Consider the following 14290-nt stretch of genomic DNA (forward strand, 5'->3'; position numbering starts at 1 on the left):
CCGTCACCGTCACCGTCACCGTCACCGTCACCGTCACTGTCACCGCTCAGGATCCGGCTGCTCCCGCCTGGCGTCCGGGATGCCGATCGGCATCTGCAGATCCGCGTTGACCTGGCCGCCCAGCGTCATGACGTTCAACGTCGCCGAATTCTCATTGGCGATCGCCTTCTCCACCCGCCCCACGAGCGTGACGAACGCCTTCCCGTCCGCCAGCCCGGCGTACGGCCCCACCTTGGTCTGGAAATAGACCCGCTCATGCCCCAGCAGCTGCTCTGTCGACCGGTAGTTCTTCCACTGCTCCCGATACCGGTACACGCTCTCCAGCGACACCGACACGACCACCACCAGGCTGAGCACGGTCGCAGTGAGCCGCGAGAACGGCAGATCGACATTGACCAGCACCGGCACCAGCGCCCCACCGACCACCGACAGCGTCCGCATCCGCAGATGCATGGCCTTGGTCCTGACCGCTTTCCGGTCGTACCACTTCTGATACTGGGCCAGCCTGGTCTCGAGGTACCGCTCCGGCGTCATCGGCTCGACCGCCGAACCCCCGTAAGTCCCGCTGGAACTGGACGCGTTGTCATCGCTCTCCGACATGGCAGGGAGTAGACCCCCACGCCCCACCCGAGTCAACCACCCCCACCCCCACCCCGCCCGTGGTCTCGATCAACCGTTGGCGCGCCTGCTCCAGCCGTTCGTCGTAGTCCGGCATGAAGGCCTCGGGCAGTGTCGATTCCAATGAGCCAGAGTTGAGGCAGCAGGCCGGCCTGAGGAAAGCTTCGTGGATGTCGTCGCCGATCTCCCAGCGGATGCGCAGGCGACGGAACCAGTCGGGAGCCGGACGGAACGAAGCGCCCACCGCAGACGCATTGCCATCGGCTCAGGGGTCTTCGACGGGGTCGCAGTCCGACGGAGAGGGAGACCCCTTCCGGTCTCGTCCCATCATCCAGGCCATGACCGGAATGCCGACCAGGCCGATGGGCACAATGGCGAACGGCGCCGGGACGAACACGATGCCGACCACTGCCAGAGGGAGCGCGACGGCCAATACCTTCACCAGTACCGATGGACGACGCACCACGCGTCGCAGGACATCGTGGAAACTCTCCCCGCCGCCTGCACGCTCCCGGCGCAGGCGCTCCTGGCGGTCCTCGGATCCCATGCCCGCATACTTCCAGACGGAAGGCGGTCCGGAAGGTCGGAAAGGGCAGGCTGCCAACCGCCCACGACGCTCAGAACAGCCGGCGCCTTCACCCACGATGCTCTTGGCCTTCATCCTGTCTGGGCCGGACACCCGTGAGCTGCCGACCGAGATCGGCAACGTGCTGCCCTGGCCGGCCAGGGCATCCCGCCCGCTGCTCGACGGGAAGCTCTGGACGGGTACCGGTGCGACGCACGACGACCGGGGATCGAAGAACCGGCCTGTGCCGATTCCTCCACAGCTTGTGGACATCTATCGCGCGCACCCGGAGACCTTCGGCGCGGCCAAGGACGGGCGGCTGTTCGCCAATCGGCGCGGGGGAGTGGCCGGAGCTTCGACGTGCTGCCGGTGAGTGACAGGTGGGATGAACGTCGCGGCCTGGCCCCTGGAGTCGTCCGGGGGCCTTCGCCGTTTCCGGGTGGGGGCGTTCGGTTGCATACGGCTGGAGATACGCGAAGACCCCGTCCCCAGCGTTTCCGCTGAGGACGGGGTCCTCGGACACCTTTTACAAGGTGCCCCCGGCAGGATTCGAACCTGCGCACCCGGCTCCGGAGGCCGATGCTCTATCCCCTGAGCTACGGGGGCGTGTCGTCCGCAGTAGCGGTGACGGGTGAAACCCTACCAGCTTGTGCATGGTGCCTGGGTACAGGGTTTTGGGGTGTTGGCCCGAAGGGGGTGGGGGTCGTGGGGGAGGGCTTTAGCGCATGGGGTGTGGTGGGCGGGGGCGGGTTCGGAAAGCTCCCTCTCACGGGGAAGAAGTGGGCAAAACGCGGACGGATCGCGATGGCCCCGCCTACTCTTCGAGATGTGCCGGGCATGTCCGGCCGGGTCCTTGTGGTCGACGACAACAAGGTCATCCGGCAGCTGATCAGGGTCAATCTCGAGCTGGAGGGCTTCGAGGTCGTGACCGCGGCTGATGGTGCCGAATGCCTGGACATCGTCCACCGCGTGCAGCCCGATGTGATCACGCTCGATGTGGTGATGCCGCGGCTCGACGGACTGCGGACGGCGGCCCGGCTGCGGTCCGACGCGCGGACCCGGGACATACGGATCGCGATCGTCAGCGCGTGCACCCAGCTCGAGGTCGAGCGCGGCGTGGCGGCCGGGGTGGACGCGTTCCTGGGGAAGCCGTTCGAGCCCTCCGATCTGGTGAACATGGTGCGGCGGCTGGCCCATGGCGGACCGGGCGCCCCCGGCGCTCCCGGCGGTGAGTCGTCCGCCGGCGCGCCGACCGAGGACCAGGCGGCCGCGGCCCCCGGCAGCGGTTGCGGCTGAGGTTCCGACTCGGGTGTGGCTGAGGTTGTCAGTGGGGTGACACCTGCCGCGGCCGCTCGCGAAAGAGTGGAGGGCGGCGAAACCCGGTCGCATGGGTACCCCCCTCCTCGCCTACCCTTTCCGTGTGACCCCCGCTGAGCTCTCCCGTGCTGTTCTGAGCACGGTTCGCCGCGCCGTCGCGGCCGATGAGCTGCGGGTGACGGTGCCGGACCGGATCAGCGTGCAGCGGCCGCCCCGGCCCGGGTGCGGCGACTACGCGACGAATGTCGCGCTGCAGCTCGCGGGCGCCGCGGGGTGCCCGCCGCGGGAGGTCGCCGAGGTGCTGCGCAAGCGGCTGGCGACGGAACCCGGCATCGCTCAGGTGGTGATCGCGGGCCCCGGCTTCCTGAACATCACGCTCGACGCGGCGGCCTACGGGGACGTGGTGCGCAAGGTGCTGGAGCGGGGCGCGGCGTACGGCCACGGCGACGCGCTGGCCGGCACGTACGTGACGCCCGTCCATGACGGGGAGCCCCGCGCGGCGGTCACCGCCGAGGTGCTGGAGCGGCTGCTGCGTTCCTGCGGTGCCAGTGTCGGTGCCGGCGACTCGGCCGAGCCCCCCGAACCCGTCTCCGTCCGCCCCGCCGGCGCCACCGCCGCCCAGCTCTGCGAGCGCCTCGGCCCCGACGCCGCCCGCTGGGCGCTCCTGCGCCCCCCGGCCGACGACACGCCGTCCCTGGATCCGGCGGTCCTGCTCTCGCAGCGCGCCGGCAATCCGCTCTTCCGGGTCCGTTACGCGCACGCCCGCAGCCGGGCGCTGCTCCGCAACGCCCACGATCTGGGCATCGAACCCTCCTCCGACGCTTCGGACGGTACGTTTCACCATCCCGCGGAGACGGACCTCCTCGGCCTGATCGCCGACTACCCCCGTGTCGTAGAGACCGCTGCCCGGCACCGCGCCCCCGATCGGGTCGCCCGCCATCTGGAACGGCTCGCCGACGCTTTCCTCCGCTTCCACGACGAGTGCCCGCCGCTGCCGCGCGGCGACGAGAAACCCTTGGCCGCCCACCGTGTCCGGCTGTCGCTCGCCGAAGCGACCGGCACGGTGCTGGCAGGCGGCCTGGACCTGCTCGGCATCAGCGCGCCAGAACACCTCTGAGGAGACAGAGCCCCGTGAGTAGATCCGCCCACCCCGCCGGGCCCCGCTACGCCGATGTCATGCCCGAGGGGCATTACACCGCGCCGCCCGCCGACCTGAACGTCCTCGATCCGCGCGTGTGGGCCCGTACGGTCACCCGCAACACGGACGGTGCGGCCGAGGTCGGCGGGCTGGACGTACGCGATCTCGCCGAGGAGTTCGGCACCCCCGCCTACTTCCTCGACGAGAAGGACTTCCGGGCTCGCTGCCACGCCTGGCGTGACGCGTTCGGCGAGGGCGCGGACGTGTTCTACGCGGGGAAGGCGTTCCTGTCGCGGGCGGTCGTGAAGTGGCTGTTCGAGGAGGGCCTCAACCTCGACGTGTGTTCCGGCGGCGAGCTGGCGGTGGCGCTGTCGGCGGGGATGCCGGCCGACCGCATCGCGCTGCACGGCAACAACAAGTCGCTGGAGGAGATCGAGCGCGCCATCGAGGTGGGTGTCGGGCGGATCGTCCTGGACTCGTTCCAGGAGATCGTCCGGGTCGCGCACGTCGCCGAGCGGCTCGGCAAGCGCCAGCGGGTGCAGATCCGGGTGACCGTCGGGGTCGAGGCGCACACCCACGAGTTCATCGCGACGGCGCACGAGGACCAGAAGTTCGGGCTGGCGCTCGCCGGCGGGCAGGCGGCCGAGGCGGTGCGCCGGGTGCTGAAGCTCGACGCGCTGGACCTGGTCGGCATCCACTCGCACATCGGCTCGCAGATCTTCGACATGGCCGGCTTCGAGGTCGCCGCGCGCCGCGTGGTGTCGCTGCTCGCCGAGGTCCGTGACGAGCACGGCGTGGAGCTGCCCGAGATCGACCTGGGCGGCGGCCTCGGCATCGCGTACACCTCGGAGGACGATCCGGCCGAGCCGCACGACATCGCCAGGGCGCTGCGGGAGATCGTCACCCGCGAGTGCGAGGCGAACCGGCTGGGCGTGCCGCGGCTGTCCGTGGAGCCGGGCCGGGCGATCGTCGGCCCGACGGCGTTCACGCTGTACGAGGTGGGCACCGTGAAGCCGCTGGAGGGGCTGCGGACGTATGTGAGCGTGGACGGCGGAATGTCGGACAACATCCGCACCGCGCTGTACGACGCCGAGTACAGCGTCTCCCTGGTGTCCAGGACGTCCACCGCCGAGCCGATGCTCGCGCGGGTCGTCGGCAAGCACTGCGAGTCCGGCGACATCGTCGTCAAGGACGCGTTCCTGCCCGCCGACCTCGCGCCGGGCGATCTGCTCGCCGTTCCGGCGACCGGTGCGTACTGCCGTTCCATGGCGAGCAATTACAACCATGCTCTGCGGCCGCCCGTGGTGGCCGTGAATGATGGCGGGGCGCGGGTGATCGTGCGACGTGAGACGGAGGACGATCTCCTGCGTCTTGACGTCGGCTGACGTGAAATCTCAAAAATAGCGGGGCTGATCTCACACACCGGACACGAGATGGATTCTCGCGTCCGGTGCGTGAGACTGGTCCCACCCCGAGAGCTGTGAGAAACGAGGTCGGATGATGCGTACGCGTCCGCTGAAGGTGGCGCTGCTGGGCTGTGGTGTGGTCGGCTCAGAGGTGACGCGCATCATGACGACGCAGGGCGCCGATCTCGCCGCGCGGATCGGAGCCCCGGTCGAGCTGGCCGGCATCGCGGTGCGGCGCCCCAACCGGGTGCGCGCCGGAGTGCCCGCCGAGCTGCTCACCACCGACGCCACCGCCCTGGTCAAACGGGGTGACATCGACGTCGTGATCGAGGTGATCGGCGGCATCGAGCCGGTCCGCACCCTCATCACCACCGCCTTCGAGCACGGCGCGTCCGTGGTCAGCGCCAACAAGGCGCTGCTCGCCGCGGACGGCGCGACGCTGCACGCCGCCGCCGCCGCGCACAAGGTCGACCTCTACTACGAGGCCGCCGTGGCCGGTGCCATCCCGCTGATCCGCCCGCTGCGCGAGTCGCTGGCCGGCGACAAGATCAACCGGGTGATGGGCATCGTCAACGGCACGACGAACTTCATCCTCGACAAGATGGACTCCAGCGGCGCCGGCTACTCCGAGGCGCTCGACGAGGCCACCGCGCTCGGCTACGCCGAGGCCGACCCGACCGCCGACGTGGAGGGCTTCGACGCCGCCGCCAAGGCCGCGATCCTGGCCGGGATCGCCTTCCACACCCGCGTGACCATGGACGATGTGTACCGCGAGGGCCTCACCGAGGTCACCGCCGCCGATATCGCGTCCGCCAAGCGGATGGGCTGCACGGTCAAGCTGCTGGCCATCTGCGAGCGCACCGTCGACGGCAGGTCCGTCACCGCCCGGGTCCATCCGGCGATGATCCCGCTCAGCCACCCGCTGGCGAGCGTCCGTGAGGCGTACAACGCGGTCTTCGTCGAGGCGGAGGCCGCGGGTCAGCTCATGTTCTACGGTCCCGGCGCGGGCGGCGCACCCACCGCCTCCGCCGTACTCGGCGACCTCGTGGCCGCCTGCCGCAACAAACTGGCAGGCACCACAGGCGCCGGCGAGTCCGCGTACACGCAACTGCCGGTGAGCCCGATGGGCGATGTGGTCACCCGCTACCACATCAGCCTTGACGTGGCGGACAAACCGGGCGTTCTCGCCCAGGTCGCCACCGTTTTCGCGGAACACGACGTGTCGATCGACACGGTCCGCCAGCAGGGCAAGGACGGCGAAGCGTCCCTCGTCGTCGTCACTCACCGTGCGCCCGACGCCGCCCTGTCGGCGACCGTCGGAGCACTGCGGAAGCTCGACACCGTGCGCGGTGTCGCCAGCATCATGCGCGTGGAAGGGGAGTAACCCACTATGAACGCTGTCACCGACCACCCCCGAATGTCCGGCACCCACCAGTGGCGCGGCATCATCGAGGAGTACCGCAGCCGGCTGCCGGTCTCGGCGGACTCCCCGGTCGTCACGCTCCTGGAGGGTGGCACCCCGCTCGTTCCCGCCCAGCTGCTCTCCGAGCTGACCGGCTGCGACGTGTTCCTCAAGGTCGAGGGCGCCAACCCCACCGGCTCCTTCAAGGACCGCGGGATGACCATGGCGATCACCCGGGCCAAGGAGGAGGGTGCCAAGGCCGTCATCTGCGCCTCCACCGGCAACACCTCCGCCTCGGCGGCCGCCTACGCGGTGCGCGCCGGAATGGTCTGCGCCGTCCTGGTGCCGCAGGGCAAGATCGCACTCGGCAAGATGGGCCAGGCGCTGATCCACGGCGCGAAGATCCTGCAGGTCGACGGCAACTTCGACGACTGCCTGGAGCTGGCCCGCGGACTGTCGGAGAAGTACCCGGTGGCGCTGGTCAATTCGGTCAACCCGGTACGTATCGAGGGCCAGAAGACCGCGGCGTTCGAGATCGTCGACGCGCTCGGCGACGCGCCCGACATTCACCTGCTTCCGGTGGGCAACGCGGGCAACATCACGGCGTACTGGCGCGGCTACCGCGAGTACGCGGCCGACGGGATCTCCACCCGCAAGCCGCGCATGTGGGGCTTCCAGGCGTCCGGTTCCGCGCCGATCGTCAACGGCGCTCCGGTGCGCAGCCCGCAGACCATCGCGACCGCGATCCGGATCGGCAACCCGGCCTCCTGGCAGTTCGCCGAGGAGGCGCGGGACGAGTCCGGCGGTCTGATCGAAGCGGTGACCGACCGTCAGATCCTCTCCGCGTACCGGCTGTTGGCCGCCAAGGAGGGCGTCTTCGTGGAGCCCGCCTCGGCCGCTTCGGTCGCCGGTCTGCTCAAGGCGCTCGAAGAGGGCAAGGTCGACCCGGGCCAGCGGATCGTCTGCACCGTGACCGGCAACGGCCTCAAGGACCCGGACTGGGCGGTCGCCGGCGCGCCCCAGCCGGTCACCGTGGCGGTCGACGCCGACGCCGCGGCCGAGAAGCTCGGGCTGGTCTGACGCGGCGCCGTGGTGAAGGGGCGCACGAAGAAGCTCGCGACACGCATCACGCGCTGTTCGTGCGCCCTATGTCGCAGCAGAACCTTCCTTCGATAGGCTGACCCCAGCGGCGCCGCAGTGCGCCGATCCGGCTCATGCCACAGGCATTGCCGCTCCTGCCGCACACCGCAGCCCCGCCGTACACCGCCGATGGCTGGCATTCCGGGGCAAGAACCGCCCTTCCGCACAGCACAAGCACCAGAACGAGCACCAGCACAGCACGCACCAGCACAACGAGCACCAGCACAACACGCACCAGCTGCACAAGAACAAGCACCAGCACAAGGAGAATCGTCGAACGATGGCCGGTCCCGCGTTCCGCGCCGCCGCGGTCCGAGTGCGCGTCCCCGCGACCAGCGCCAACCTCGGCCCCGGCTTTGACGCCTTCGGCCTGGCGCTGGGCCTGTACGACGACGTCGTGGTCCGGGTCGCCGACTCCGGGCTGCATGTCGACATCGCCGGCGAGGGCGCCGAGAACCTGGCCCGCGACGAGAAGCACCTGGTCGTGCGCTCGATGCGGACCGCCTTCGATCTGCTCGGCGGACAGCCGCGCGGTCTGGAAGTGGTCTGCGCCAACCGCATCCCGCACGGCCGCGGCCTGGGCTCCTCGTCCGCCGCGATCTGCGCCGGGATCATGGCCGCCCGCGCCGTGACGATAGGCGGCCCCGAGCGTCTCGACGACGCCGCACTGCTGGAACTGGCCACCGAGATCGAAGGCCACCCCGACAACGTCGCCGCCTGTCTGCTCGGCGGCTTCACCCTCGCCTGGACCGAGTCCGGTGCCGCCCGGGCGATCCGGATGGATCCGGCGGCCTCCGTCGTCCCGGTGGTGTTCGTACCGTCCAAGCCGGTACTGACCGAGGTCGCCCGCGGCCTCCTGCCGCGCACCGTCCCGCATGTGGACGCCGCGGTCAACGCGGGCCGCGCGGCGCTGCTGGTGGAGGCGCTCACCCGCCGCCCCGAGCTGCTGCTGCCCGCCACCGAGGACCGGCTGCACCAGGACTACCGTGCTCCCGCCATGCCCGAAAGTGTGGCTCTGGTGAACCGGCTGCGGGCCGACGGCGTCCCTTCGGTCATCTCGGGAGCGGGGCCCACGGTCCTCGCGCTCACCGAGGAAGGCGCCGCGGACAAAGTCTCCCGGCTCGCGGGCGAGGGGTGGGCGGCGAACCGTCTGGCCCTCGACGCGGCAGGGGCCTGTGTACTGCCCCTAGCAGTGGGGCAGTGACACGATTGCCGGTTGGAGAGAGGGGGAATGTTTGTTGGATCCGGTAGTGTTAATGTCAAGCCTGCACTCGACGGCCCATGCATACGAATGGTGCCGAAGTGCACGCAGAAGTGATCTGTGTCCCTTCTGGGGACCGCCACTCTTCCGGGAGCCTCCCACACTGCCTGAGCATCCTGCCTAAGCAGTGTCGAGCACGCTCCGGAGTCGGCGCGAATTATCTCCTTTAACCTTCGCGCCGGAACCATGTAGGTATTTCTGCCGCCATCAGGCGGACCATCGCCCCGGCTCTGAGCAGCGGAAACGCCCAGATCCGGACAGCACAACCGGTCGCCGAGCCAGACAGGCCGACGTCCGCTCCAGGGAAGGACCCTTCGTGAGCGACACCACCGATCTGATGGGCGTGCGTGCAGACGCCGCGCCCGCTCCGGACGCCGCTGCCGCGCCTGCCACCGGTGCTGCCCCCAAGCGCCGCCGGTCGGGGACCGGCCTCGACGGCATGGTCCTGGCAGAGCTGCAGCAGCTTGCCTCCGGTCTCGGTATCAAGGGCACCGCGCGGATGCGCAAGAGCCAGCTGATCGACACGATCAAGGAGACGCAGGCCGGCAAGGGTGCGGCCACCAGCGCTCCCAAGGCCGCCGCGGTGGCCGGGACGGCGACCGCCGAGCCCGCCGCCGAGAAGCCGAAGCGCCGGGCGACCTCCCGGGCCCGCACGGTGGAGAGCTCGGAGCCCGCTGTCGCGGCTCCGGCCGCCGCCGCGCCGTCCGAGGCGAAGCAGATCGACATTCCCGGCCAGCCCGCCGGTGAGCAGCCCAAGGCCGCCAGGAACGAGCGTGCCGGCGAGCGCGCCGAGGCCGCTGTGGACGCTGCCGAGGGCAAGCCCGCCGCCGACGGCAAGACCGCGGCCGGCGAGGAGCGCCAGGACCGCCAGCGCGGCCAGCGCGGCGACCGGCAGAACGACCGCCGCGAGCGCCAGGAGCGGCAGCGCGAGCGCCGCAACAACCGTGGCGACGAGAACGGCGCCGCCCCCGCGGGCGGCGGCGCGGAGGGCGGCAACCGCCAGAACCGCGGCAACCAGGGCGGCGGCCAGGGCCAGAGCCCGCAGGGCCAGAGCCAGGGCGGCCAGAACCAGGGCCAGGGCCAGGGCCGCGACCAGAGCCAGAGCCAGGGCGCACAGGGTCAGGGCCGCGACCAGAGCCAGGGTCAGAACGCGCAGGACGACGACGAGTTCGGTGACGGCCGCGGCCGCCGTCGGGGCCGTTACCGCGACCGCCGCGGGCGGGGCAGCAACCGCCGCGAGGAGCAGCAGCAGTTCGGCAACGAGCCGACGGTCAACGACGACGACGTGCTGATCCCCGTCGCGGGCATCCTGGACATTCTCGACAACTACGCGTTCATCAGGACGTCCGGCTACCTGCCGGGTCCGAACGACGTGTACGTCTCGCTCGCCCAGGTCCGCAAGAACGGCCTGCGCAAGGGTGACCACGTCACCGGCGCCGTCCGCCAGCCCAAGGACGGCGAGCGCCGCGAGAAGTTCAACGCGCTGGTCCGGCTGGACTCGGCGAACGGCATGGCGGCGGACTCCGGCCGCGGCCGTCCGGAGTTCCAGAAGCTGACCCCGCTGTACCCGCAGGACCGGCTCCGCCTGGAGACCGACCCGGGTGTGCTGACGACCCGGATCATCGATCTGGTCGCGCCGATCGGCAAGGGCCAGCGTGGTCTGATCGTGGCCCCGCCGAAGACCGGTAAGACCATGATCATGCAGGCGATCGCCAACGCGATCACCGTCAACAACCCCGAGTGCCACCTGATGGTCGTCCTGGTCGACGAGCGTCCGGAAGAGGTCACCGACATGCAGCGGTCGGTGAAGGGCGAGGTCATCTCCTCGACCTTCGACCGTCCCGCCGAGGACCACACCACCGTCGCCGAGCTGGCCATCGAGCGCGCCAAGCGTCTCGTCGAGCTGGGTCACGACGTGGTCGTCCTGCTGGACTCGATCACCCGTCTGGGCCGTGCGTACAACCTCGCGGCGCCGGCCTCCGGCCGCATCCTGTCCGGTGGTGTCGACTCGACCGCGCTCTACCCGCCGAAGCGGTTCTTCGGTGCGGCGCGCAACATCGAGGACGGCGGCTCGCTGACCATCCTGGCCACCGCGCTGGTCGAGACCGGCTCGCGCATGGACGAGGTGATCTTCGAGGAGTTCAAGGGCACCGGCAACATGGAGCTCAAGCTCGACCGCAAGCTCGCCGACAAGCGCATCTTCCCCGCGGTGGACGTCGACCCGTCCGGTACCCGTAAGGAAGAGATCCTGCTCGACCGCGACGAGCTCGCGATCGTCTGGAAGCTCCGCCGGGTGCTGCACGCGCTCGACTCCCAGCAGGCGATCGAGCTGCTGCTGGACAAGATGAAGCAGACGAAGTCGAACGCCGAGTTCCTGATGCAGATCGCCAAGACGACCCCGGGCAACAGCAACGACTGACCCGGGCTCGGGACCTTCCGAGACGTATGTCACAGAAGGGCCTCAGGAGGCTCAGAACGGGCTCTCAGGCTCCCCGGAAGGGGTCCCTGGGAGCCCGTTCTCATGTTCGGCGTGCACACTCGCCAGGAACCACGTCGGGCGGTTCGCCGTCTGACATACAAGACAAGCCACGCCTGAGCGACACAGCTGGGGGTAGCAGCACACCGACGACGGACGAGGACTGAGAGAGGCCATGGCGGACGACACGAGCGATACGCGGGGGACGAACGGCGGCTCCAAGCACGCCTCCGGCCGCCGCCGGCGGACGGCCCCGCGCCGCCGCCTGCTGCGAATAGCCGTCTGGGCCGTCGCGGGACTGGTCGTGGTGGGCGGTGCGGGCGCCGGTTACCTGTACTTCAAGCTCAACGGCAACATCAAGGGCGTCAACATCAACCAGGCGCTCGGTGACGACCGGCCCGAGCAGGTCGACAACGGCTCGGAGGACATACTCGTCCTCGGTTCCGACTCCCGCGCCGGCGCGAACGACAAGTACGGCACGGACGAGGGCAGCGCCCGCTCCGACACCGCGATGATCGTGCACCTCTACGAGGGCCACAAGAGGGCCAGCGTGGTGAGCATCCCGCGCGACACCCTGATCACCCGCCCGGAGTGCGCCAAGACCGGCGGCGGCACCTCGCCCGAGGTGAACAAGGTGATGTTCAACGAGTCGTACTCGGTCGGTGGCCCCGCGTGCGCGGTCAAGACCGTCGAGTCCATGACCGGTATCCGCATGGACCACTACATCGAGGTCGACTTCACCGGCTTCAAGGGCCTGATCGACGCCCTGGGCGGGGTTCCCGTCACCACCAGCAAGGCGATCCACGACAAGAACAGCCACCTGGACCTGGCGGCCGGCACCCACACCCTCAACGGCGAGCAGTCGCTCGGCCTGGTCCGCACCCGGCACGGCGTGGCCGACGGCAGCGACCTGGGCCGCATACAGCTGCAGCAGGCGTTCATGAAGGCGCTCATGGACCGGGTGAACGGTCTGGGCGTGCTCTCGAGCCCCACGCAGCTCTACAAGGTCGCGGACAAGGCCACCAAGGCCATCACGACCGACTCGGACCTGGCCTCCGTCAGCGGCCTGAAGGGCCTGGCGGGGAGCCTCAAGGGCCTCAAGTCCGAGAACATCACCATGGTGACGCTGCCGGTGCAGTACGCGAAGAGCGACGAGAACCGCGTCGAGCCCATGGACGCGCAGGCCGCGCTGGTCTGGCAGGCGCTCAAGGCGGACCTGCCGATACCGGCCGCCGCCACCAAGGGCTCGGCCGCCGACGAGACCGATGCCAAGGGCGTCGTCGGAACCGGTTCCTGAAGCCGTTCCCGAACCCCTCGAACGGGCTCCCGCACCGGTTCCGGGCCTTTTCCGGACCCTGCGGGGCCGTCGGGAATGAAATCCGGCCGCCTCTCGTTTTGGGAGATGCGGCCGGTGCTGGCAGACTGGACCGCTGGCCCCGGTTCACGTGACGCAAACCCGCTCCACGACCCGGCGCCCTCCCGAACCTAGGAGCATCCCTTGAAGCGCGAAATCCACCCCGAGTACGTCGAGACCCAGGTCACCTGCACCTGTGGCGCGTCGTTCACGACCCGCAGCACCGAGAAGAGCGGCGTGATTCGCGCCGACGTCTGCTCCGCGTGCCACCCGTTCTACACGGGCAAGCAGAAGATCCTCGACACCGGTGGCCGCGTGGCCCGCTTCGAGGCCCGCTTCGGCAAGAAGGCCGCCGGGTCCGCCCAGAAGTAGCGACCCGAAAGCGCCGGTTCTCGGTCTCCCGACACCTCGGGGGACCGGACCGGCGCTTTGTCGTCCGGTACCGATAGCAGTCCAGGGTTGTTCAGGAGAGGCACAGCAATGTTCGAGGCAGTCGAGGAACTGATCGGCGAGCACGCCGACCTCGAGAAGCGGCTCGCCGATCCCGCGGTGCACGCGGATCAGGCCAATGCCCGCAAGCTCAACAAGCGCTACGCCGAACTGACGCCGATCATCGGCACCTACCGCTCCTGGAAGCTCACCGGCGAGGACATCGAGACCGCCCGTGAGTTCGCCCAGGACGATCCGGACTTCGCGGCCGAGCTCAAGGTGCTGGACAAGCAGCGCGCCGAGCTGACCGAGAAACTGCGGCTGCTGCTCGTACCGCGCGACCCGCACGACGAGAAGGACGTCATCCTCGAGGTCAAGGCCGGAGAGGGCGGCGAGGAGTCCGCGCTGTTCGCCGGCGACCTGCTGCGGATGTACCTGCGGTACGCCGAGCGCGTCGGCTGGAAGACCGAGCTCATCGAGGCGAACGAGTCCGACCTCGGCGGCTACAAGGACGTCCAGGTCGCGGTGAAGACCAAGGGCGGCAACGGTGCCACCGAGCCCGGCCAGGGCGTCTGGGCGCGGCTGAAGTACGAGGGCGGGGTGCACCGCGTGCAGCGGGTGCCCGCCACCGAGTCGCAGGGCCGGATCCACACCTCCGCGGCCGGCGTGCTCGTCACGCCCGAGGCCGAGGAGGTCGAGGTCGAGATCGGCCCGAACGATCTGCGCATCGACGTGTACCGCTCGTCGGGCCCCGGCGGCCAGTCCGTCAACACCACCGACTCGGCGGTCCGCATCACGCACCTGCCGTCCGGTCTGGTGGTCTCCTGCCAGAACGAGAAGAGCCAGCTCCAGAACAAGGAGTCGGCGATGCGTATCCTGCGTTCCAGGCTGCTCGCCGCCGCGCAGGAGGAAGCCGACCAGGAGGCCTCCGACGCGCGCCGCAGCCAGGTCCGCACGGTGGACCGCTCCGAGCGGATCCGGACGTACAACTACCCCGAGAACCGCATCTCGGACCACCGCGTCGGCTTCAAGGCGTACAACTTGGACCAGGTCCTCGACGGGGACCTCGACGCGATGATCCAGGCGTGTGTCGATGCCGACTCCGCCGCCAAGCTGGCCGCGGCCGGCGACGCCGGCTGACACCAGCCGAAGCGCCGGCTGACCAGCCACAGCGCGAGCTAACA

General features: G+C 69.9%; 14 protein-coding genes and 1 tRNA gene. 11 read left to right on the forward strand and 4 right to left on the reverse strand.

Annotation, left to right across the window (positions count from 1 at the left end; genetic code table 11):
- Window positions 1–39: 39 nt before the first annotated feature.
- Window positions 40–600, reverse strand: a complete 561-nt coding sequence (locus LNW72_RS27080; RefSeq protein WP_250977743.1) for a DUF4231 domain-containing protein — start codon at window positions 598–600, stop codon at window positions 40–42.
- A gap of 283 nt (window positions 601–883) precedes the next feature.
- A complete protein-coding gene (locus tag LNW72_RS27085; RefSeq protein ID WP_250977744.1) occupies window positions 884–1165 on the reverse strand; it encodes a hypothetical protein in 282 nt (93 codons plus the stop codon).
- A 103-nt stretch (window positions 1166–1268) separates the two neighbouring features.
- Here LNW72_RS27085 and LNW72_RS27090 point away from each other — a divergent pair, with 103 nt between their 5' ends.
- Entirely contained in the window at window positions 1269–1556 is a 288-nt protein-coding gene (locus LNW72_RS27090) for a hypothetical protein (RefSeq protein WP_374117333.1), read from the forward strand.
- Window positions 1557–1717: 161 nt separating this feature from the next.
- Here the strand turns inward: LNW72_RS27090 and LNW72_RS27095 are convergent.
- Window positions 1718–1789, reverse strand: a tRNA-Arg gene (locus LNW72_RS27095).
- Window positions 1790–2020: 231 nt separating this feature from the next.
- Between LNW72_RS27095 and LNW72_RS27100 the strand changes: the two genes are divergently transcribed.
- The 5 genes from LNW72_RS27100 to thrC all read left to right on the forward strand — a co-directional run bounded on the left by LNW72_RS27100 (window position 2021) and on the right by thrC (window position 7526).
- Window positions 2021–2479, forward strand: a complete 459-nt coding sequence (locus tag LNW72_RS27100) for a response regulator (protein WP_250980330.1) — start codon at window positions 2021–2023, stop codon at window positions 2477–2479.
- Between the two features lie 124 nt (window positions 2480–2603).
- Entirely contained in the window at window positions 2604–3617 is a 1014-nt protein-coding gene (gene nrtL / locus LNW72_RS27105; protein WP_250977745.1) for an ArgS-related anticodon-binding protein NrtL, read from the forward strand.
- A gap of 14 nt (window positions 3618–3631) precedes the next feature.
- On the forward strand, window positions 3632–5023 hold the full coding sequence (gene lysA, locus LNW72_RS27110) for a diaminopimelate decarboxylase (RefSeq protein ID WP_250977746.1): 1392 nt from the start codon (window positions 3632–3634) through the stop codon (window positions 5021–5023).
- A gap of 112 nt (window positions 5024–5135) precedes the next feature.
- Window positions 5136–6428: a homoserine dehydrogenase gene (locus LNW72_RS27115; protein ID WP_250977747.1), complete on the forward strand. Its 1293-nt coding sequence runs from the start codon at window positions 5136–5138 to the stop codon at window positions 6426–6428.
- Between the two features lie 6 nt (window positions 6429–6434).
- Window positions 6435–7526, forward strand: coding sequence for a threonine synthase (gene thrC / locus LNW72_RS27120; protein WP_250977748.1), 1092 nt, complete (start codon window positions 6435–6437; stop codon window positions 7524–7526).
- A 46-nt stretch (window positions 7527–7572) separates the two neighbouring features.
- On the opposite strand, the gene LNW72_RS27125 is transcribed toward thrC, so the two are convergent.
- Entirely contained in the window at window positions 7573–7848 is a 276-nt protein-coding gene (locus LNW72_RS27125; RefSeq protein WP_250977749.1) for a hypothetical protein, read from the reverse strand.
- Window positions 7849–7866: 18 nt separating this feature from the next.
- Here LNW72_RS27125 and thrB point away from each other — a divergent pair, with 18 nt between their 5' ends.
- The 5 genes from thrB (at window position 7867) to prfA (ending at window position 14246) form a co-directional block, all read left to right on the forward strand.
- The gene (thrB, locus tag LNW72_RS27130; protein ID WP_138355997.1) at window positions 7867–8790 is read left to right on the forward strand and encodes a homoserine kinase; all 924 of its coding nucleotides are present in this window, start codon (window positions 7867–7869) and stop codon (window positions 8788–8790) included.
- Between the two features lie 373 nt (window positions 8791–9163).
- The gene (gene rho / locus LNW72_RS27135) at window positions 9164–11266 is read left to right on the forward strand and encodes a transcription termination factor Rho (RefSeq protein WP_250977750.1); all 2103 of its coding nucleotides are present in this window, start codon (window positions 9164–9166) and stop codon (window positions 11264–11266) included.
- A gap of 232 nt (window positions 11267–11498) precedes the next feature.
- On the forward strand, window positions 11499–12620 hold the full coding sequence (locus LNW72_RS27140) for an LCP family protein (RefSeq protein ID WP_250977751.1): 1122 nt from the start codon (window positions 11499–11501) through the stop codon (window positions 12618–12620).
- A gap of 201 nt (window positions 12621–12821) precedes the next feature.
- Complete coding sequence (rpmE, locus tag LNW72_RS27145) at window positions 12822–13049, forward strand: 50S ribosomal protein L31 (protein WP_138355974.1); 228 nt, start codon at window positions 12822–12824, stop codon at window positions 13047–13049.
- 108 nt (window positions 13050–13157) lie between these two features.
- On the forward strand, window positions 13158–14246 hold the full coding sequence (gene prfA / locus LNW72_RS27150; RefSeq protein ID WP_250977752.1) for a peptide chain release factor 1: 1089 nt from the start codon (window positions 13158–13160) through the stop codon (window positions 14244–14246).
- Window positions 14247–14290: the final 44 nt, after the last annotated feature.

The sequence above is a fragment of the Streptomyces sp. RKAG293 genome, from assembly GCF_023701745.1.
Classification (GTDB): domain Bacteria; phylum Actinomycetota; class Actinomycetes; order Streptomycetales; family Streptomycetaceae; genus Actinacidiphila.